This window comes from Planococcus sp. ISL-110, assembly GCF_018613575.1.
Lineage (GTDB): Bacteria > Bacillota > Bacilli > Bacillales_A > Planococcaceae > Planococcus.
Window position 1 is genome coordinate 37,718 of record NZ_JAGGPX010000017.1, and the last position, 18,753, is coordinate 56,470.

General features: G+C 44.8%; 22 protein-coding genes, 1 pseudogene and 1 riboswitch. Of the genes and pseudogenes, 17 read left to right on the forward strand and 6 right to left on the reverse strand.

The genetic code is table 11. From position 1 onward, the window contains the following. Window positions 1-107 precede the first annotated feature (107 nt). The 6 genes and pseudogenes from J7I83_RS12295 (at window position 108) to J7I83_RS12320 (ending at window position 6,043) form a co-directional block, all read left to right on the forward strand. Window positions 108-419 carry a DUF3817 domain-containing protein gene (locus J7I83_RS12295; protein ID WP_215101142.1) on the forward strand — a complete coding sequence of 104 codons (312 nt, stop codon included), beginning with the start codon at window positions 108-110 and terminating at the stop codon, window positions 417-419. Between the two features lie 136 nt (window positions 420-555). Next, on the forward strand, window positions 556-1,773 hold the full coding sequence (locus tag J7I83_RS12300; RefSeq protein WP_215101143.1) for an MFS transporter: 1,218 nt from the start codon (window positions 556-558) through the stop codon (window positions 1,771-1,773). Window positions 1,774-1,833: 60 nt separating this feature from the next. Next, complete coding sequence (locus J7I83_RS12305) at window positions 1,834-2,394, forward strand: GNAT family N-acetyltransferase (protein WP_215101144.1); 561 nt, start codon at window positions 1,834-1,836, stop codon at window positions 2,392-2,394. Window positions 2,395-2,422: 28 nt separating this feature from the next. Beyond that, entirely contained in the window at window positions 2,423-4,162 is a 1,740-nt protein-coding gene (locus tag J7I83_RS12310; protein ID WP_215101145.1) for an ABC transporter ATP-binding protein, read from the forward strand. A 62-nt stretch (window positions 4,163-4,224) separates the two neighbouring features. Continuing rightward, window positions 4,225-4,969 (forward strand): annotated as a pseudogene (locus tag J7I83_RS12315) (MerR family transcriptional regulator). A 234-nt stretch (window positions 4,970-5,203) separates the two neighbouring features. Next, window positions 5,204-6,043, forward strand: coding sequence for an endonuclease/exonuclease/phosphatase family protein (locus J7I83_RS12320; protein ID WP_215101146.1), 840 nt, complete (start codon window positions 5,204-5,206; stop codon window positions 6,041-6,043). A gap of 44 nt (window positions 6,044-6,087) precedes the next feature. On the opposite strand, the gene J7I83_RS12325 is transcribed toward J7I83_RS12320, so the two are convergent. Next, on the reverse strand, window positions 6,088-6,741 hold the full coding sequence (locus J7I83_RS12325) for a queuosine precursor transporter (RefSeq protein WP_215101148.1): 654 nt from the start codon (window positions 6,739-6,741) through the stop codon (window positions 6,088-6,090). Between the two features lie 12 nt (window positions 6,742-6,753). Further along, a complete protein-coding gene (queF, locus tag J7I83_RS12330) occupies window positions 6,754-7,248 on the reverse strand; it encodes a preQ(1) synthase (protein ID WP_215101151.1) in 495 nt (164 codons plus the stop codon). 97 nt (window positions 7,249-7,345) lie between these two features. Further along, a riboswitch (PreQ1 riboswitch) is annotated at window positions 7,346-7,393 on the reverse strand. Between the two features lie 105 nt (window positions 7,394-7,498). Here queF and J7I83_RS12335 point away from each other — a divergent pair. From J7I83_RS12335 to J7I83_RS12355, 5 genes are all read left to right on the forward strand, one after another. Beyond that, window positions 7,499-8,401, forward strand: coding sequence for a cation diffusion facilitator family transporter (locus tag J7I83_RS12335; RefSeq protein WP_215101153.1), 903 nt, complete (start codon window positions 7,499-7,501; stop codon window positions 8,399-8,401). 149 nt (window positions 8,402-8,550) lie between these two features. Continuing rightward, a complete protein-coding gene (locus J7I83_RS12340) occupies window positions 8,551-9,486 on the forward strand; it encodes a phosphotransferase family protein (RefSeq protein ID WP_215101155.1) in 936 nt (311 codons plus the stop codon). 94 nt (window positions 9,487-9,580) lie between these two features. Then, complete coding sequence (locus tag J7I83_RS12345; protein WP_215101157.1) at window positions 9,581-10,108, forward strand: TraR/DksA C4-type zinc finger protein; 528 nt, start codon at window positions 9,581-9,583, stop codon at window positions 10,106-10,108. 89 nt (window positions 10,109-10,197) lie between these two features. Beyond that, complete coding sequence (locus tag J7I83_RS12350) at window positions 10,198-10,560, forward strand: nuclear transport factor 2 family protein (protein WP_215101159.1); 363 nt, start codon at window positions 10,198-10,200, stop codon at window positions 10,558-10,560. A 56-nt stretch (window positions 10,561-10,616) separates the two neighbouring features. Then, the gene (locus tag J7I83_RS12355; protein ID WP_215101160.1) at window positions 10,617-11,015 is read left to right on the forward strand and encodes a thiol-disulfide oxidoreductase DCC family protein; all 399 of its coding nucleotides are present in this window, start codon (window positions 10,617-10,619) and stop codon (window positions 11,013-11,015) included. A 69-nt stretch (window positions 11,016-11,084) separates the two neighbouring features. Here the strand turns inward: J7I83_RS12355 and J7I83_RS12360 are convergent, their stop codons facing one another. Next, window positions 11,085-12,278: a DUF3238 domain-containing protein gene (locus J7I83_RS12360; protein WP_215101162.1), complete on the reverse strand. Its 1,194-nt coding sequence runs from the start codon at window positions 12,276-12,278 to the stop codon at window positions 11,085-11,087. 336 nt (window positions 12,279-12,614) lie between these two features. Between J7I83_RS12360 and J7I83_RS12365 the strand changes: the two genes are divergently transcribed. After that, window positions 12,615-13,484 carry an STAS domain-containing protein gene (locus J7I83_RS12365; RefSeq protein WP_353048274.1) on the forward strand — a complete coding sequence of 290 codons (870 nt, stop codon included), beginning with the start codon at window positions 12,615-12,617 and terminating at the stop codon, window positions 13,482-13,484. 151 nt (window positions 13,485-13,635) lie between these two features. Here the strand turns inward: J7I83_RS12365 and J7I83_RS12370 are convergent, their stop codons facing one another. Beyond that, window positions 13,636-14,136, reverse strand: coding sequence for a metallophosphoesterase family protein (locus tag J7I83_RS12370; protein WP_215101164.1), 501 nt, complete (start codon window positions 14,134-14,136; stop codon window positions 13,636-13,638). A gap of 138 nt (window positions 14,137-14,274) precedes the next feature. Between J7I83_RS12370 and J7I83_RS12375 the strand changes: the two genes are divergently transcribed. From J7I83_RS12375 to J7I83_RS12395, 5 genes are all read left to right on the forward strand, one after another. Continuing rightward, entirely contained in the window at window positions 14,275-14,559 is a 285-nt protein-coding gene (locus tag J7I83_RS12375; RefSeq protein WP_215101166.1) for a hypothetical protein, read from the forward strand. A gap of 67 nt (window positions 14,560-14,626) precedes the next feature. After that, on the forward strand, window positions 14,627-15,157 hold the full coding sequence (locus tag J7I83_RS12380; protein ID WP_215101168.1) for a dihydrofolate reductase family protein: 531 nt from the start codon (window positions 14,627-14,629) through the stop codon (window positions 15,155-15,157). Between the two features lie 273 nt (window positions 15,158-15,430). Next, window positions 15,431-16,054, forward strand: coding sequence for a cell wall hydrolase (locus J7I83_RS12385; RefSeq protein ID WP_215101170.1), 624 nt, complete (start codon window positions 15,431-15,433; stop codon window positions 16,052-16,054). 102 nt (window positions 16,055-16,156) lie between these two features. Continuing rightward, window positions 16,157-16,504, forward strand: a complete 348-nt coding sequence (locus J7I83_RS12390) for an ASCH domain-containing protein (protein WP_215101172.1) — start codon at window positions 16,157-16,159, stop codon at window positions 16,502-16,504. Between the two features lie 7 nt (window positions 16,505-16,511). Further along, window positions 16,512-16,943, forward strand: a complete 432-nt coding sequence (locus tag J7I83_RS12395; RefSeq protein WP_215101230.1) for a hypothetical protein — start codon at window positions 16,512-16,514, stop codon at window positions 16,941-16,943. A 70-nt stretch (window positions 16,944-17,013) separates the two neighbouring features. Here the strand turns inward: J7I83_RS12395 and J7I83_RS12400 are convergent, their stop codons facing one another. Together J7I83_RS12400 and J7I83_RS12405 are read right to left on the reverse strand one after the other, a co-directional pair. Continuing rightward, window positions 17,014-17,823 carry a carbohydrate ABC transporter permease gene (locus J7I83_RS12400; protein ID WP_215101174.1) on the reverse strand — a complete coding sequence of 270 codons (810 nt, stop codon included), beginning with the start codon at window positions 17,821-17,823 and terminating at the stop codon, window positions 17,014-17,016. A 53-nt stretch (window positions 17,824-17,876) separates the two neighbouring features. Beyond that, window positions 17,877-18,752 (reverse strand): carbohydrate ABC transporter permease, encoded by an 876-nt coding sequence (locus tag J7I83_RS12405; RefSeq protein ID WP_215101176.1) that lies wholly within the window; start codon window positions 18,750-18,752, stop codon window positions 17,877-17,879. Between the last annotated feature and the right edge of the window lies 1 nt (window position 18,753).

An 18,753-nucleotide genomic window follows, 5' to 3' on the forward strand; every position in this document is an offset into this window, starting at 1 on the left:
GTCGAAAATTTGTGCGTTGTCGCGAAACCTTCGTCGATTTCTTTGGTAATCCCTGTACAGCGTTTCCCCCTGCTTTTATAATGAAAGCAGATTGTGAGGGATAGTCGATGTTTAAGAATGCGTTGGGAACATTTCGGTTTATGGGCTTGCTTGAAGGCGGTTCATTATTGATCTTGCTCTTTATTGCCATGCCGTTAAAGTATTTCTTTGGATTTCCAGAAGCGGTCAGTGTCATCGGACCTATTCATGGAGCCCTGTTCAGTATATACATTTTGATCACCATTTATATGACATTTATCTTCAAATGGCCATTCCGTTTCTCAGTTGGAGCTGTTATTTCAGCATTTCTGCCGTTTGGCAATTTTGTGTTAGATAAACGCCTTGAAAACTGGCAGCAGCTCAAACCTTCAGCTGCGTAATGGCCGTATAAACAATCGGTAGATCAGTCACCTGTGGGAACTCCCACAGGTGTTTTTATTTTGGGTTAACGGAACGCAGGCAACTCCTCTATAATGAAATTATTGTAAGGTATAGACTCGTATTGGAGGTTTCACCATGGCGAAAGCGATAAGTTCTTCTTCACTAGCCGGAAATCCAGTTTATCCGGTAATGTTCGCGATTGGTGGCTGCCATTTGCTGAATGATTCTTTGCAGTCTGTGATTCCAGCAATGTTCCCGATACTCGAAGCAGACCTCGGCTTAACGTTTACACAATTGGGTTTGATCGCTTTTGTGCTGAACATTGTAGCTTCCGTGCTGCAGCCGGTTGTGGGATTTGTCAGTGATAAAAAGCCGATGCCTTTTGCGCTGCCGCTTGGCATGACCAGCTCATTTATCGGAATTGCCGGATTGGCGTTTGCCCCGGAATATTGGATGATTCTTGTTTCGGTCATTTTTCTTGGCCTTGGTTCGGCTGTATTTCATCCGGAAGGTTCACGTGTTTCCTACATGGCGGCCGGGTCCAAGCGGGGCTTGTCCCAGTCAATTTATCAGGTCGGTGGAAATTCCGGACAGGCGCTTGCGCCGTTGATCAGTGCCTTTATCCTGGTACCGCTCGGACAAATAGGGGCTGCCTTGTTCTTGTTTGTTGCTGCGCTCGGCATTTTTATTCTGTCGAGAATTTCTATCTGGTACAAGCAGCAGCTGGAGCAGGAAAAACTTCAGAAAGTTAAAAAGGTGCTGTTGTCCTCTTTGCCTGAAATGACGAAAAAACAAGTGGGTATCGCTTTGTCTCTCTTGATGATTATTATTTTTGCCCGCTCTTTCTACGTGACCAATATGACAAGCTTTTATATATTTCATTTGATTGAATCCTATGGTCTGACGATTCAGCAGGGGCAGTTGTATGTTTTCTTGTTTCTGGGTGTCGGTGCAGCGGGCACATTCTTTGGGGGACCCATGGCGGATAAGATCGGCCGTAAGAATGTCATTCTTTTGTCGATCATCGTTCCCATTCCGCTGGCCGCTTTATTGCCATATTTGCCGCTTTACGCCGTTTTGTTTTTCCTGGCATTGATTGGCTTTTTCATCATGTTGAGTTTTTCCGTTACGGTCGTTTACGCACAGGAACTGGTGCCGAGCAAAATCGGCACGATGGCCGGATTGACCGTTGGCTTGGCTTTTGGCATGGGTGCCATTGGAGCAGTCGTTATCGGAATTTTAATGGATTCAATCGGTGTCTACGAGACTATGGTGGTTGTGTCATTTCTGCCGATTATTGCCTTAGTCGGCCTGTGGCTGCCGCGTGACCGGAAAATAGTGGCTGCTTCGTGATTTCTAATAAAATTAGAAAGTGAAAAAAGTCCAATATATATGAGTAAAGGGGAATGTGATATGACGATTGAATTGCCGAAAGTACCGACCAGAATAAAGACAGAGCGTTTGCTGCTGCGTATGCCGATGCCTGGGGATGGGAAAATTGTCAATGAGGCTATTCATGCTTCCCTTGAGGACTTAAAACCGTGGCTCGGATTTGCGCAGCAAAAGCCATCTCTACAAGATACGGAAATTAATCAGCTGGAATCGCACCTGAGTTTTATGAAAAAGGAAGTTTTGCGCTATTTGATTTTTGATAAAGAAACGGGAAGTTTCATCGGCACTAGCGGATTTCACAGCATTGAGTGGGATGTTCCGAAAATGGAGATCGGCTATTGGCTGGATTCCCGAGCTACCGGGAAAGGCTATATGATGGAGGCTGTTTCAGCGTTGACAGATGTGGCTTTTGAGACACTGAAATGCAAGCGCCTTGAAATTCAATGCGATGCAGAAAACCTCAAAAGCCGGGCAATCCCTGAAAAGCTTGGCTTTGTTCTGGAAGGAATCCTGAAAAATGACGAACGCTCGGTTGACGGCAAACGCTTGACCGATACGTGCATTTACGCCAAATTCGCTTAATGCGACTCAAAGAACAGGAGCTTTTACGATGAACAAGAAAAATAAAGAAACGGGTCTGAAGCCATTTATTTCGCTGTTGCTGACGCTGAAGATTCCAAAGCTGGCACTGGCCATCGGACTGCTTGCCAGTTTGGTCACCACACTTGTTGGTTTGGTGGTCCCGCTCTTGACGAAAAATCTGGTTGACGGGTTTTCCTTCGACTCGTTAAGTGCACCGTTGATTGCTGGGATCGGTGCTGCTTTTATTGTCCAAGCCGTCATCAACGGCGTTTCGATCTACTTGCTGAGCATGGTTGGGCAGCGGGTAGTGGCGGGCTTGAGAGAACGGATGTGGGCGCAGTTGATCCGGTTGCGTGTCAGTTATTTCGATCAGCATTCGAGTGGGGAAACGGTGAGCCGTGTCGTCAATGACACGGGAATCGTTCGAAATTTAATCACGGACCATTTTCCTTCGTTCGTCACAGGCATCATCTCCATTATCGGGGCAGTAATCATTTTGGTCATTTTGGATTGGAAGATGACCCTCGTCATGATGGTATCGGTCCCGTTGACGATTGCGGTGATGATTCCTCTCGGACGCCAGATGGCTAAGATTTCACGGAACCTGCAAGATGAGACCGCCCATTTCACGGGCCATGTCCAGCAGACTTTAGGTGAAATCCGATTGATGAAATCTTCGACAGCAGAAGCTACCGAAGAAACAAGAGGAATACAGGGAATCCACAAATTATTCACGCTTGGCATGAAAGAAGCCAAAATTTATGCATTGATTGCTCCACTGATGTATTTGGTGGTCATGGTGGTTATTGTATCAATTATCGGCTATGGCGGAATCCGTGTGGCAAACGGTGAAATGTCGACAGGTTCGCTGGTCGCTTTTCTCCTGTATTTATTCCAGATTATTGTGCCGATGGCGACGTTCGCACGATTCTTTACAGAGCTCCAAAAAGCCAAAGGCGCTACAGAACGTATCATTGGCATTCTGGAACTGCCACTGGAAGAACGACAGCAAAAGCCAGATATGGATATTGCCGGTAAAGCACTGCGGCTGGACGGGTTAAGCTTTGCTTACGATAAAGGGGAGCCGGTCTTAGCGGATGTGTCTTTTGCAGCGCAGCCGGGAGAAATGATTGCGTTTGCGGGACCAAGCGGCGGCGGTAAAACCACTGTTTTCGGTTTGATTGAACGATTTTACGAGCCGTTATCCGGCAAAATCACAATTGGAAACATCCCGATCAATGAGATTTCAATCGCTTCCTGGCGAGATCAGATCGGCTATGTCTCGCAGGAAAGTGCCATGATGGGCGGTACTATCCGGGAAAACCTGACTTATGGCCTGCCGGATCCGGAAACGATTTCAGTCGAAGAGCTTTGGCGGGTAGCGCGCATGGCTTATGCGGAAGATTTTATCCGGGGATTTGCCGATGGATTGGATACGGAAGTTGGGGAGCGCGGCGTTAAATTATCAGGCGGCCAGCGACAACGAATCGCCATCGCCCGAGCCTTTTTGCGTGATCCGAAAATCTTGATGATGGATGAAGCGACAGCCAGCCTGGACAGCCAGTCAGAAAGCATTGTTCAGCAGGCGTTAAGCCGTTTGATGGAAGGGCGCACAACTTTAGTGATTGCCCATAGGCTTTCGACAATTGTCGATGCAGATAAAATTGTCTTTATTGAAAAAGGTCATGTGACAGGAATTGGGACGCACCGTGAATTAACAGCTTCTCATTCGCTTTACCGTGAGTTTGCCGAACAGCAATTAACTTGATGGTGCCGCTTGACCTTTACGCTACGTCAAGGTATATATTGGGTTTATCAGGAGGTGGAGATATGGAATACACCGTGCAAAAACTGGGGAACTTGGCCGGGGTCAGTACGCGGACCCTGCGTTACTACGATGAGATCGATTTATTGAAGCCGGCAAGAAAGAGATCATCGGGCTATCGGATTTATGGCCAGCAGCAAATCCTGTTTTTCCGCGAACTTGGACTGGAGCTGGAACAAATAAAAAACATCGTCAACGATCGCAGTTTCAACGATACCTGTGCTTTGGAAGAACATCGTGAAAAACTTCTCGCTAAACGGATGCAATTGGACCTCCTGATTACGAATGTGGAAAAAACCATTTCTACAAAAGAAGGAGAGAGCACCATGGCTGATAAAGAGAAGTTTCGGGGCTTTAAGCAAAAGCTGTTGGAGGACAACGAACAACAGTATGACAGCGAAATACGCAGCGAATACAGCAACGATCTAGTCGACCAATCCAATGCCAAAATGTTGAATATGAGCGAAGGGCAATACCAGAAATTCATAGGTTTGGAACAGCAGGTATTAGACCGTTTGGCAGACGCCATCAAAACAGGCGACCCATCGAGTGATGCGGCACAGAACACGGCTGATTTGCATCGCCAGTGGCTGGGCTTTACATGGACGTCCTACAAGCAAAAGAGCACATAGATGGCTTACGGAGATGTATGTGGCAGATGAGCGGTTTGCCGCATATTATGATAAAGTGCAGCCGGGAGCTGCACAGTTCCTGCGGGATGCGATTGTTGTTTATACACAACAGGAATAGTGGTAAGAAAAATACAGATATACCCAAAATGGGGTGTCTGTATTTTTATGTTTAAGTATAGGGAAAAGAGCCAATTTGGCTGTGCGGCTGAAGAGACACCGCTTCGCCATGTTTACAAATTGTTAACAATTGTTTACGCCCTTGTTATGGTATGTTCTTGTGGGCTTGGTATATACTAAAAGCAATTAAAGCAGCTGCCAACGATTCGTTTTAATCGAAAAAGGAGAGGTTTGCATGCACGGGAAGAAAAAGAAGGCGCCGATTGTAAAAGTCATGTCGTTTAATATTGCTCATGGTTTAGGGATGGATGGAATAGTTGATTTGGAGAGGACCGCTGAAGTCATTGAGGATTCCTGTGCTACCATCGTCGCCCTGCAGGAGGTTGACCGCTATTTTTCTGACCGCAGTTCGTTTGCAGACCAAGTAGAGTGGTTGAGCGAAAGGCTTGGCATGTACGCTGCTTACGGAGCCAATATGAATTTTGCGCCTGAAGATTCGGAACGGCCGAATCGCCAATACGGCAATATGATTTTAAGCAAGCACCCGATCAAGTATGTAGAAAACCATTGGTTGACCCAGGTGTACTGTTCTTTTGGCAACAATGAACAGCGTGGAATCTTAGAGACGGTCATTGAAGTGGATGGCATTTACTTGAGTGTATTCAGCACCCATTTGGCGTTGAAGGATGAAGAACTGGCCGTCAGTGTCGATGAAATTCTGAGAATTACAGGCAAAAGCCATTTCCCAAGGATTCTTGCAGGAGATTTTAATGCAACTGCCTCGAATATCCACATGCAAAAGCTTAACAAGCATTTTCGGGATGCGTTCCTGAAAATGAAAAGAGGGGATGCCTACACATACCCTGCTTCTTACGTGAATAAAGAGACGGATGAAGTTTTCTGGCCGGCAACGCGGATTGATTACATTTTTGCAGATAGTGAAATAGATGTCGTTCAGGTAGCGGTTATTGAAACATCGGTTTCCGATCATTTACCGATTGTAGCAGATATGGTCTTGGCTGATGCTAAGGCAGGCGTAGAAGAACGTGTACAGAAAGCACGCACAAACGGCTAAGCAGTTGCTCTCATATTTAAACCGACACCAAAAACCGGAAGCTCCTACTGGAGAGCTTCCGGTTTTTGGTGTCGATAAATCCGCTTGCCGGACCGCAGTTCGCGTCTGCATAACTTGACCAGTAAATAAACAAAAGGCGTATCAGCCGCAGCCACCAGCCATTTAAATACATATTGGGTCACAATCATTCCCAGCAATGCGCTGGTAGGCACGGTGCCGTAAAAAGCGATAGTGATGAAAATGCTGGTATCCACCAATTGGCTGGTCATTGTAGAGGCGTTATTGCGCAGCCATAGCTTAGAATCCCCATGCTGCTGTTTCAGCTTATGGAAAATGGTGACATCCAGATTTTGGCTGATGAAATAAGAAACAAGACTCGCCAGGGTAACCCGAAAGCCTGCAGAAAAAATGGTTTCAAATGATTCCTGGTCTGCAAAAAAAGGAGCCGCCGGCAAATGGATGGCGAAAAAAATGAATGCCAATGCGCAAAGCTGTGTGACAAACCCTGCCGTAACGGTTTGTCGCGCAGCTTCTTTGCCATATACTTCCGCAATTGTGTCGGTAATCGGGAATGTAAAGACGTAGACAATGACAGCCGCCGGCAAAACGGCCCATTCACTGATGCTGAACAATTTGACCGCCAAAATATTTGATAAGATCAACAAGCCGACAAATGCGCCATTGAGATAAAGTAACATCTGCTTTGCTCCTTATCGGTTGGTGATCGTTTCCGGATTCATGTCGTGATTCATCATCCGGTATGATGCCATTTCTTCGTATTTTGTTCCTGGTTTGCCGTGGTTCGTGTAAGGGTCGATGGATAGCCCGCCGCGTGGCGTGAATTTGCCCCACACTTCGATATAGCGGGGATCCATCAACTTGATCAGATCATTCATGATGATGTTGACGACGTCTTCGTGAAAATCTCCATGGTTACGGAAGCTGAACAAATAAAGCTTCAACGATTTGCTTTCCACCAATCTCTTATCGGGAATAAAGCTCAGGTAAATGGTAGCGAAGTCCGGCTGTCCCGTTTGCGGACAAAGCGATGTGAACTCAGGGCAATTAAATTTCACAAAATAATCACGGCTGTGCAGATTGTCGATCGGCTCCAGAATCTCCGGATCATATTCAAATTTATACTTGGTATTCTGATTGCCAAGCAATGATAAATGGTCGAGTGTGTCTTCGTTTCTTCCTGACATGAAAAACGGCCTCCTTTAGATGGCGGACTTGGAAGAGGTCTATAAAAAACGGACAAAAGAAAAAGCCAAATCGCATGTGGATTTGGCTGAGTTTCGGCAATCCATAGTTTTTTATAGAGGGTGAAATGCTATGAACCTCTCCCGTTGCCGGGGTATTTATTTTTCCTCATCTATCGTATAAGACTTACTATTCGTTGTCAATCAGTCAATTTTGGTAAAATAACAGCAATAAGATGGAGGCGAAAGAAAGATGGGACACGACCATAACCACTTTGAAACTGCAAGAAGCCGCAATAAAAAAGCATTGGCCCTGGCGCTCGGCATCACAGCTGGCATCATGCTGCTGGAGTTTTTCGGCGGGCTTTTCACCAATAGCCTGGCCTTGATTGCGGACAGCGGCCATATGCTGTCGGACACTGTTTCGTTGGCGCTTAGCCTGACCGCAATCTGGTTTGCCGGAAAAGCAGCTTCGGCTAGAAAAACTTATGGGTATTACCGTTTCGAGATCATTACAGCATTTATTAATGGCGTCACCTTATTTATCATAGCGGGATTTATCATCTACGAAGCTATCAAACGCTTTTATGAGCCGCCGGAAGTACAGGGTGGCTGGATGCTGGCGATTGCTGCAATTGGTCTCTTGGCTAATGTGTTAAGTGCTTGGGTGCTGAACCGAAACGCAGATGTCCATGGCAATCTGAACATGAAGAGTGCCTATGTGCATATTATGGGTGATGCACTTGGTTCTGTCGGTGCGATTCTGGCAGGATTACTTATTCTATTGTTTGACTGGACACTGGCCGATCCCCTTATTTCTGTGATCGTGGCTTTGTTGATTTTGCGGAGCGCATGGGGCATTCTCCAGAACAGCCTTCATATTCTGATGGAAGGAACACCCCGAACGGTTGATGCGCAGGAAGTGAAAACATTGCTGCTGGAAATTGATGGGGTATTGGATGTCCATGATCTTCATGTTTGGACCATTACGTCCGGACTGGATCTGTTTACATGCCATATCGATGTCAAAATAGATGTGGACGAACAGCTTGTTCTACAGCAGGCTCTTGAACTGATCCATAATAATTATGGAATTGAGCACATCACCATACAAGTTGAAAAGCCGCAAACCGTGCATCATTCACTGAAAGTGTAAAATTTATTGGCGGGATTCGACTGAGATGAGCTTTTTTGCAGAAGGAAATCTGCCGTTTTCCAGATCATTTTCCCTATTCCTAAATTATGGAGACCTGAATTTTTCATGGTACACTAAAGTTAAAAGCTAGGCAGAAAGGAGTGTCCAGGATGGCAGGAAATGAACGGAATGGATTGCAGACGCAATCAGTGGAATGGGTAAAAATGCAACTTGGAGAAACGGCAGAAATCACAAGTATCGAGCCGCTGAAAGGCGGAACGTCTTCACTATTGTTTGAATTGACTGTCCAAGAGAACGGCAATGTCCTCTACTATGTTCTGAGGCTTTTCCATAAAGAAGACTGGCTGAAGAAAGAGCCGGATTTAGCAAAGCATGAAGCAGCAAGCCTTCAACTCGCTGAACAGGCAGGCTTTTCTGTCCCCCATTTAATTGCTTATGATGAAACAGGGGACGGGAGTGGAATGCCGGCTGTATTGATGACAAAAGTGGCTGGATCTGTCGTACTTCAGCCGACCAATGACGAGAAGTGGTTGGATGGCTTGGCAGCGGCTTTAGCTAAGCTTCACCAAACGAGGGCAGAAGATTTCCCTTACAAATATTTCCCTTATAATGACGCATTTTTATTGGAAAAACCGACGTGGTCCAAATTCCAGAATGATTGGATGCGCGCTTTTTACATTGTGGCGGAAAGCCGGCCAACAGCTCAGGAATGCTTTATCCACCGGGATTTTCACCCGGCGAATGTGTTATGGGGAAATGGAGAGATCACTGCTATCGTAGACTGGGTAAATGCTTGTCGGGGACCGGCGGGAATCGATGTCGGACATTGTCGGGTCAATCTGGCTCAGATGTATGGAATTTCCATCGCAAATGATTTTTTGGCAGCTTATCAACGCCATGCCGGCAGCTCATTCACCTATGATCCGTATTGGGATCTCATATCGCTGACGGATACACTGGATGGCTCACCAGTAGTTTATCCGGGTTGGGAATCCTTCGGCATGAAAGGATTGTCCGATGAATTGATGCGCCACCGACTGGATGATTATTTATTGAGCCTGTTGGATCGATTCGACGATTTTTAAGCGTTAAGACGGCAAAGCCTAGCATATTTCTAGGTTTGATTTCCCCGATAAAGGCAATATAAAGGATAAGTGAGCTTTTTGAGGAGGAAATCGGATGAAGGATGAACAATTAAAGCAATTGAAAAAACAGTTGGAAGAACAGGTAGAATCGCTGGAAGAGCGTGTTGATCATTCAGAAGAGTTGGATTCGACTGAGCTTTCAAATTACGATAACCATCCCGCTGACAACGCCACTGATTTATACGATCAGGAGCGCGGCATGGCGATGACTCAGTTTAAAGAAGAAGAACTGGAAGATGCGAAAGCCGCTTTGGCAGCCATCGAAGATGGGACATACGGGACATGTGCCGTGTGCGGCAAAGACATTCCGTTCGAACGATTGGAAGCATTGCCGACCGCGTTGACTTGCATTGACCATGCTGATCATAAGCCAGACTTGGAAAGCCGGCCATCGGAAGAAGGTGTGCTGCGGGCTTCTACAGCACAGCCAGTTGAGAAGGAAGCTGGTGCCATCCGGGATTATCAGGACAGCTTTGAGGATGTAGAGGATTTTGGATCATCTGATACCCCACAGGATCAGCCGGGTGAAGATCCACAGAAGTTCTTTAAAGACGATAAATAAAACCAAATGCCCCTCCTGCCTTCAGGCAAGGAGGGGTATTTGGAAGAACGTATCATTTCCCGGGAAATATCAGGGGCAGGACACTGGGCATGGATAAATTAACTGAAGAAATCTATGCATTGGAATGCAGTCATCTACAGCCGGAGGTCCGGGTTTCGATAGAAAAGCTAGGCGATGTGCTGGACGATGAGTTTTTTGAATTTGGGAGCTCGGGCGGAATCATCAAGCGATCGCATTATGATGGAGATCATGCCTTGAATCCGGCCCCAATGGAAATAAAGGATTTTGCACTGCATGAGTTGGGACCAGCCGCTGTACTGACTACGTATCAAATTCATAACCGGCAGACGGGGAAACTGACAAACCGAAGTTCCGTTTGGAAAAAACGTCGGAATGGCTGGAAACTATTTTTCCATCAAGGAACGGTTTCAACTGAAGAGGTGTTTCAATAAAGGCAAAAGAGGATAGTTACATAACAGAACCATTTTTTCCGAAGGAGGAAACCGTTATGGAACATGCTGTCGTGTTATTCGATGGAGATTGTAATTTTTGCGATTCAAGCGTTCAGTTTATCATAAATCATGATCCGGCCGGCTATTATCAGTTTGCTTCATTGCAAAGTGAAATCGGCCAAGAACTCTCTGTAAAACATAAGGTGCCGGAAGATGTCGATAGCCTTGTATTGATAAAGGATGGACAGGCATATGTGAAATCTGAAGGAGCTTTGATGATTTCGAATCATCTGACAGGCCTTTGGAAACTGGCATATTACCTGAAGCCATTCCCCCGTGTATTCCGGGATGGAGCATATGATGTCATAGCCAAAAATCGTTACAAAGTATTTGGCAAGCTGGACAGCTGCATGCTGCCGCCGCCTCATATCCGCAAACGATTTTTAGATAAATAATCAATAAAGCCCGAATCCGGAATTACTCCGGTTCGGGCTTTAGCAATGGATAAGTACAATCAAAGAGTGTCAATAGAAATTAGAGATCCGCCAATAATGGTTGGCAATAGGTTCTGCCATAAAGGCCATGCCTTCGCTTTCAGTTTGATGGATGTCCATCCATTCGCCGTCATCGCCAAATTTCAAGTATACTTCATGATTCGGTGCTTGATCATGTATCCCGAGAATGTCATAAGTGCCGTCCCGGTAAAAGTCGGCTGACACATCGTAATCGATATTAGGCGAAGTGGTGATCGGATTTCCGACGCTATGTTTTAATGTAATGGAAACTTTATGGCCCGTTTCTTCAAGCTTCTCCAACTCAATTCCTTCAGCAGAAGCGACGTCCGCCTTACTGAATTTTTTTCTCCAATTGTAGCCGATTGTGGGACCGACGTCCTTATCATAGTCAAATGAGGACTCTTCTTCTTTTAAGTCGACCGTAAAATTGACTTGCGTCCGGTAATGAAGCGATTCAGGATCGAATGCTCTGCCATCGCCCTGGAAGTAAGAAAAAGGCGATAGTAGATTGGGATTTTTCAGCACCAAATCGGGCAGGAAGGTTTGGTAGCGGAAATGCCAGACTGGGTAAATTTTTGGCTTTTCCTCATCAGACAGCAAAGAATCCAAAGAAGCAATTTTTTTGGTCAGCCAAAACTCTTCCATCGCAGCTTTTTCCTTCGAAGAGTTCCGATTCAAAGTCCCGAAAATCTTGGCCATGGTGAACTTTTCTTGGCTGAAGTTTCCTTCTGACTCAGCTACAGGGCGTTTTCCGCGAATCAGATAGGTGAATTCCTGGTTCATTGGAACTTGGCGATCGGTGTATTGGTTTTTTTCGACCGTCTTAATCAGTTCGCCATTTCGGTAAATATCGAATCTCGTGATGCCTTCAATTTCTCCCCAAGCCAAGGAAATTCTTTCCTTGGAAACGATGGCTGTCAGGGCAATTTCTTCCAGGCGATTGATGCTGTCCGGTTTAGAGTTTTCTGTTCCGGTATGAAGCTTGATCTTATCTGTCCAATTGCCCGAAGCATCCAGCCGTTCGATGGTATACGTATATAATTCGCCTTTCTTTAATCCTTCGTCTTTAACCAGATTCTGTGTGCCGGTATAAATGACTTGATTATCCCGTTTCACTCGGCAGACATCTTCTGTGTCTGTCCATCTAAAATAAATCATTGTATTGGATTGTTCCAATACAAGAATATCCAGTTTACTATCCATTTTTTCCACCTCCAAATGCTATTCTTAAAATGCATACCCTATTTGGAAAAAAGATGAACATTTCCTACGCCGAAGTACAATGTTTGTTACATAAATTAAATGTGAAAGTAAAGATTTTCACTGTATAATTAATGTAGGAATATAGGCGTATCCATTTTTGTTTACATGATATTATAAGTGAAACAGAAAGATCAGTTTTTCCACCTGCTTTCCATCTCAGCATGGGCAGGCGAGAAACAGATTCGAAGAGTTTTCACTTCTCAATTTCAAGCTTCTACCCTTTACTATAAAAAACAAAGTACTTAGAGAGTGGACAAAGAGAAAGGGGGTCTGACAGTGGAAAGCGTTCAAAAGAAACGGAATTTCAGTAACTTTGATGAAGCAGCTGCGTATATTCTGCAGCTGCTGAGCAAACAAATCGGAATCAATTCGATATTTATTGCTAAAAATGATGGGCAGACAAACAATATTATTAAAGTGCACAATTCCAGTAAAGAGCTGGTGGAAGAAGGCAGTTCGATGCCTCTCCCACAGTCCTTCTGCAGCTTGAGCATCAACCATGGCCCTTCTGTATTAGTCATAGAAGATGTTTCGGAAAACGAGTTGACCCGCTCGATGGAAATTACTGCGAATTACGGAAGCGGCACATTCGTCGGGGTCCCGGTTTATTACAATGATGGTAAAGTCTATGGAACTATTTGTGGATTGGATGACCAATACCACAGACTTTCCGAAGAACAACTTACTAATTTTGAAATGATGTCAACGCTGTTGACCTACGTACTGGAACTTGAAAAAGCGAACGATCAAATTCAAACATTGACTGCACCCATCGTGCCTGTCACAAAGGGTGTGGCGATTGTGCCGGTGATCGGCGAAATTACGGCTCCGCGTGCACAGGTCATCATCGACCATGTCCTCGAAAAATGCAGCAAGGAAAAAATGGAGTATTTGATTATCGATGTTTCAGGGGTTCTACAGATCAACTCTGTCGTTGGGGAATACTTGCTGAAGCTTGTAAACATTCTTAAGATGATAGGCGTTACACCGGTCATTACGGGGATTCAACCCTTTATGGCGTTGAAAGTCCCACATTTTGCCGCTGCACTGAAAGGTATACTAATTGAAGCCAATCTGGAGTCGGCATTAAAGCAACTCGGATTTGTGCTGATAAAAGAATGCGAAGAAAAACCAGACTCTCTTTGAGGAAAGTCTGGTTTTTTTGATGTATTGCTTTACAGTCTATTAATCAATGATTTATGGGTCATGCGTCTGCTTAAAGTTGGTTCTTTCAGCCTTGTCCTGCCAGCCGGTATACGAAAAAACTGTACATATTCGTTAGTTGCTTATCTCTTGGCTAACTTTCTTTATCAAAAAAGACATGCTTGAGTTCCCAGGAATCGCCGATTTCCAGCAAGCCGAACGAAAATTGGTCTTGTCGGCGCTTATCTGTTGGCGAACCGGGGTTAAATAACATCACACCATCGACTTCGCGCATCACGGGTGTATGGGAATGACCAAAAACAATGATGTCAACATCGTCATTAGTGAAGGTGTCATAAGCCTGCTTTTCAGTAGGTTTTCGGTCGCTGTCACCGTGGACCACACCGATTTTTAAATCTCCAAAAGTGAGGATCTTTTTCCGGCCGAACTTTTCGAGAATATCCCATGGATCGACATTGCCGGTTACACCATCGATTTCAGCATAAGCTGCCAGTTCGTGATAGACATCCAAAGTCTGCCAGTCACCTGCATGGATGATGAAATCAGCTTCTTGGCATGCATCCAATAGTTGTTGAGGCAATTTCTTGGCGCGGAATGGAATATGTGTGTCTGAAACGATAACGATCTTCTTCATCTGAACACCTCCAGTCAATTTCTTTCTTTCACTTTACCAAATAAATACCGAGCCGTCTCCCAAACAACAATGCTTAATTTTCAGCAAAAAGGGAATTGATAGAGAATAGAAACGATGAACATAACTGGAGGGATACCCATGAAAAAGAATCCTACGAAAAACTTTATTTACACTGGCGCGGCACTGGCTGGCAGCATTCTGTTGCTGACTGCCTATCGAAAAAATAAAGCCAAAAAAGTTTGGGTTTATGAAGACAATGATATGAGAAATAGCGTGACGGTGGATCACGAAGAAAGTGTCAATGCCAATACGGACGAAGCGGAAATCGGCTTGAGCCAATTGGACTCTGCCTATCGATCGGAATGGCAGGCAAATGGATTTCCTCAAACCCATAAAGCGATGGCAAAATTGGAAAGTAAGTAAAAAGATGGCTTCAGTTTTGTGCTGAGGCCATTCTTGGGGTGAAAATCCTTGAAGGAGGAAGACAGTCATGGAGACTGAAAGGAAAATTATATGTTACATTGCGACCAGTCTGGACGGATATATTGCAGCGGAAGACGATTCTCTTGAATGGCTGTTTGAGACGGCAGGAGAAGGGGATGCAGGTTATGCTGAATTCATGGAAACGATTGATACAGTGATTATGGGACGCAGAACCTACGATTGGGTAATGGCAGCGGAAAATGGCAAGTTTCCCTATCAAGGTTTGGCCAGTTATGTTTTCACAACTTCAGCGGCTGAGGAAAATCCGTTCGTAAAATTTACGGATCAAGACATTCCCAGCTTTGCAGAAGGCCTCAAGGACAAACCAGGAAAAGACATCTGGGTGATTGGGGGCAGTAACTTGCTGCATAGTTTCGTAAAAGAAAACCTGATCGATGAATGGATCATTTCCATTGCTCCTGTGTTGATCGGTAAAGGGATTCCGCTATTCCAGGAATTTGATTTTGAAATTCGTTTAAAGCTCAAGTCGGTGAAAGCATATGGCCAATTTGCACAGCTGCATTACGAAAGAAAATAAGCGTTCTTTTATTTAGGCTGCCGAGCACCTCCAGGCAGCCTTTTATATATTACTCTAAAAGAAAACTGTATATTCGTTTCAATTTCATAAGTGGAAATGCCTAATTTCCTCATGAGAAAGTTCCATTTTTTCACTGAAAGACAACAAACTATTACTTTTGGTTATTCTACCATCAAAATTTAAGTAGTACGAGGGATTGTATTCTTATAATTCCAATTATATACTATTAAGAAGGATCTTTTGTAGATTCTTGGAATAGGAGGGAGAGAAAGCATGAAAAAATTAAAAGTATTAGTATTTGCCTTATTCACAGTTCTATTCATAGGTTTTTCTCAAACCTCCGCAGAAGCACATTCTCCAGACCTGCATGAAGGCGTTTCCGGACAAGGCGTAACTGAACTTCAGTCAACTTTGAAGAAATTGGGTTACTTCCAGACAACACCTACAGGCTATTATGGATCTATAACAAAAAATGCAGTTATTCAGTTCCAGCGCGATTTCAATGTTCCTAACACTGGATTTACAGGTTCAATGACACGGGCGAAACTTTCAGAAGTCGATATGATGGCACGTGTGGTAAACGGAGAAGCACGTGGAGAGAGCTTTACCGGACAAGTAGCGGTAGCAGCTGTCATTTTGAATCGTATGGATTCTTCTCTGTTTCCAAACAGTACATACAATGTTATTTTCCAACGGAATGCATTTACTGCCGTAAATGATGGCCAATACAAACTGAAACCGAATGCTTCGGCATATCAGGCGGTGAAAGCCGCTTTTAAGGGATCGGACCCATCACTTGGTGCAACTTATTACTACAATCCGAGCGGGGTGACGGACACGTGGATTTTCTCACGTACTACGATCACTAATATTGGTAAGCACGTGTTTGCAAAATGATTTCAAGCTTCGCCCTGATAAAGATCAGGGCGATTTTTTATGGAGTGAGTTAAAGAAGAAAAACGCTTATACTGAAAAAGAATGATGAGAGGTGGAATAGAAATGTCTGAAAAAAGTGAACAGCAATTGCCGCCAAAAACCTGCACAATCGAAAAGCTTGTAACTAATAAGCAGGATGTAGAGAAAGTTTTGGCCGGTACGAAGTCCGCAACGCGAAGAAATGGCCGTTATGCAGATATAGGGGAAGTCATGGTGCTGGACGACAAGAGATTTATCGTAAATCAGGTATATCAGCAAACACTTGGCGAGCTAACAGACGAAATGATCCTTCGGGAAGGATATGCGACCGTTGAAGAATACAAGCAGTCTATATTATCATTTCATCCCGGCATGCCCTGGCTGCCAGAGATGACTGTTTGGGTCCATGAATTCCATTCGGCAGCACAGTAATTAAGTGATGTATACACTCATGCTGTACGCTCATGTTTTAAGCGCAGCTTTATCCATCGGTCCGTTTTTTGTACTGCTTCCTTTAGTCAAGCGAATGGAAACAGCAGCAGGTGACGTGCTTGACTCACAAGTCACAACATTCAAGTCTGCTGCGCGCCTTGTTAAACACGCAGGCCATGTATTGGTCGCAACAGGCATCCTGCTGATTTGGCAAGGGCCATGGGAATGGGGAACTTCATGGATCGTCTGCACCTTGGCCGTAATGGTTGCTTCTGTTTTTTTCCTGGCGCGCGCCTTTACACCCATTCTCCATCAGTTTGGCAATGAGGATGCCAGTCAATTGCTGCTTGTTAAGAAGCTGAAGCGTTCCTTATGGATTTATATTTTATTGTTGTTGCTCATGTTGTGGTTCATGGTCGACAAACCGATGTTTTGGTAACAGGAAAGTGCATACAGCAACCTAAAAAGGACGGCACCGCTCTGCAATGAGCGATGCCGTCCTTTTTTTATTAGCCTTTTACTGCCCCTGCCGTCATGCCTGCAACGAAATAGCGCTGCAGGAAAACATAGGCGACGACCATAGGCGCTGAAGCAATGATGACGCCTGTAAAGAGCATCGGATAGTTGGTTGAGTATTCGCCCTGGAACTCCAACAAAGCGAGCGGCAGGGTCTTGTAGGCGTTGTCCGTAATAAACAGCAAAGGATACAATAAATCATTCCAATGCATCACAAATAGAAAAATTGCTGTAGCTGACAAAGAGGGCAGCGACAGTGGGATTGCCACTTTAGCGTAAATCATCCAATTTCCAGCCCCATCTATTGTCGAAGCTTCAAACAATTCCTTCGGCAAGGTTTTCATGAATCCGGTCAAGATAAAGACAGCTATTGGCATCGTGGTGGAGATATTGACAAGAATCAATCCAAGCAGGCTATTGGTCAGGCTGAGGTCGAGCATCAGCGAGTAGAGGGGAATCATACTGACCTGGGCCGGCACCATCATGCCAAGTGTAAACAGAATGAACAAGGAATTGCCCATCCAATTATTGAGCCGAATTATGCCGTAGGCGATCAGCGAAGCAAAGAACAGTGTCAAAGACACGGAAAACAAAGTGACAATTGCACTGTTCATAAAGTAGCCAGCCATCGTCTGTTCCTGGAATATGGCTGTATAATTCCCAAACTGGATCCCAGCTTCCGGCAGGCCGAGTGGATTTCTGAACGTTTCCTGAATCGTTTTCATGGAAGTCAAAACCACAATCAGCAAAGGGACTAAAATCAGCAGTGCATAGATGATAAGAGAAAACCTTCTGAAGAACAAACTGTTGCCCTCCTTTCTTAAAACTTAAAGAAACTATAATTTTTTCGATTTTTTTAATAAGAAATCCGATCAGAACGCAGGGCTTTGAACTGCAAGAAGGTAATAATGGCGATAATGATCATGAAAATAACTGAAATGGCGCTCGCGTAGCCAAATTGATAGTTTCTGAAGGCGATGTCAAAAATATAGGTGGCAACAATTTCGGTTGAATTATTTGGCCCTCCTCCTGTCATCGCAAAGACCAGGTCGAATGCTTTGAACGACTGGATAGTGGTATATGCAATGACGATCGTAGCGGAAGGTGCCAATAGGGGCCACGTCACCGTGCGGAACGTTTGCCATTTGTTGGCGCCTTCTATTTTGGCCACTTCATAAAGCTCGTCCGGAATCGCCTGCAATCCTGCTACAAAAATGATGAGCATTTGTCCGGCATGGAACCAGATTTGCGTCACGGCCAAAGAATAGATGGCAATATCAGCGTTTCCAAGCCAGTTTTGAGCCAGGAATCCAAGTCCGACCAGTTCCAATACCTGGTTTAGGATGCCAAGTGACGGATCGTAAATGAATGACCAGATAAAGGCGACTGAGACAGATGACAGGATGGTTGGGAAAAAATAAAGTGCGCGCAAAAAGATGGTGGTTCTAGTATTTTTCAGGACGACCAAGGCGAAAGCCAAGGCGACGAGTGTTTGGAAGACAACGACAACGAGCATGAATTTCAGGTTATTGCCGATGGTCTTCCGGAAAATCGTATCCCCTGTAAAGGCACGTTCGTAATTGTCGATTCCGACAAACTGAAAGCTTTGGCTTAGCCCATCCCAGTCTGTAAACGAATAAAACAAGGCGCTGATTGTCGGATAAACAAAGAAAATGGCATATAGGAGAACGCCCGGTAAAAAAAATAAATAAATGGATTTAGAAATTTTCATC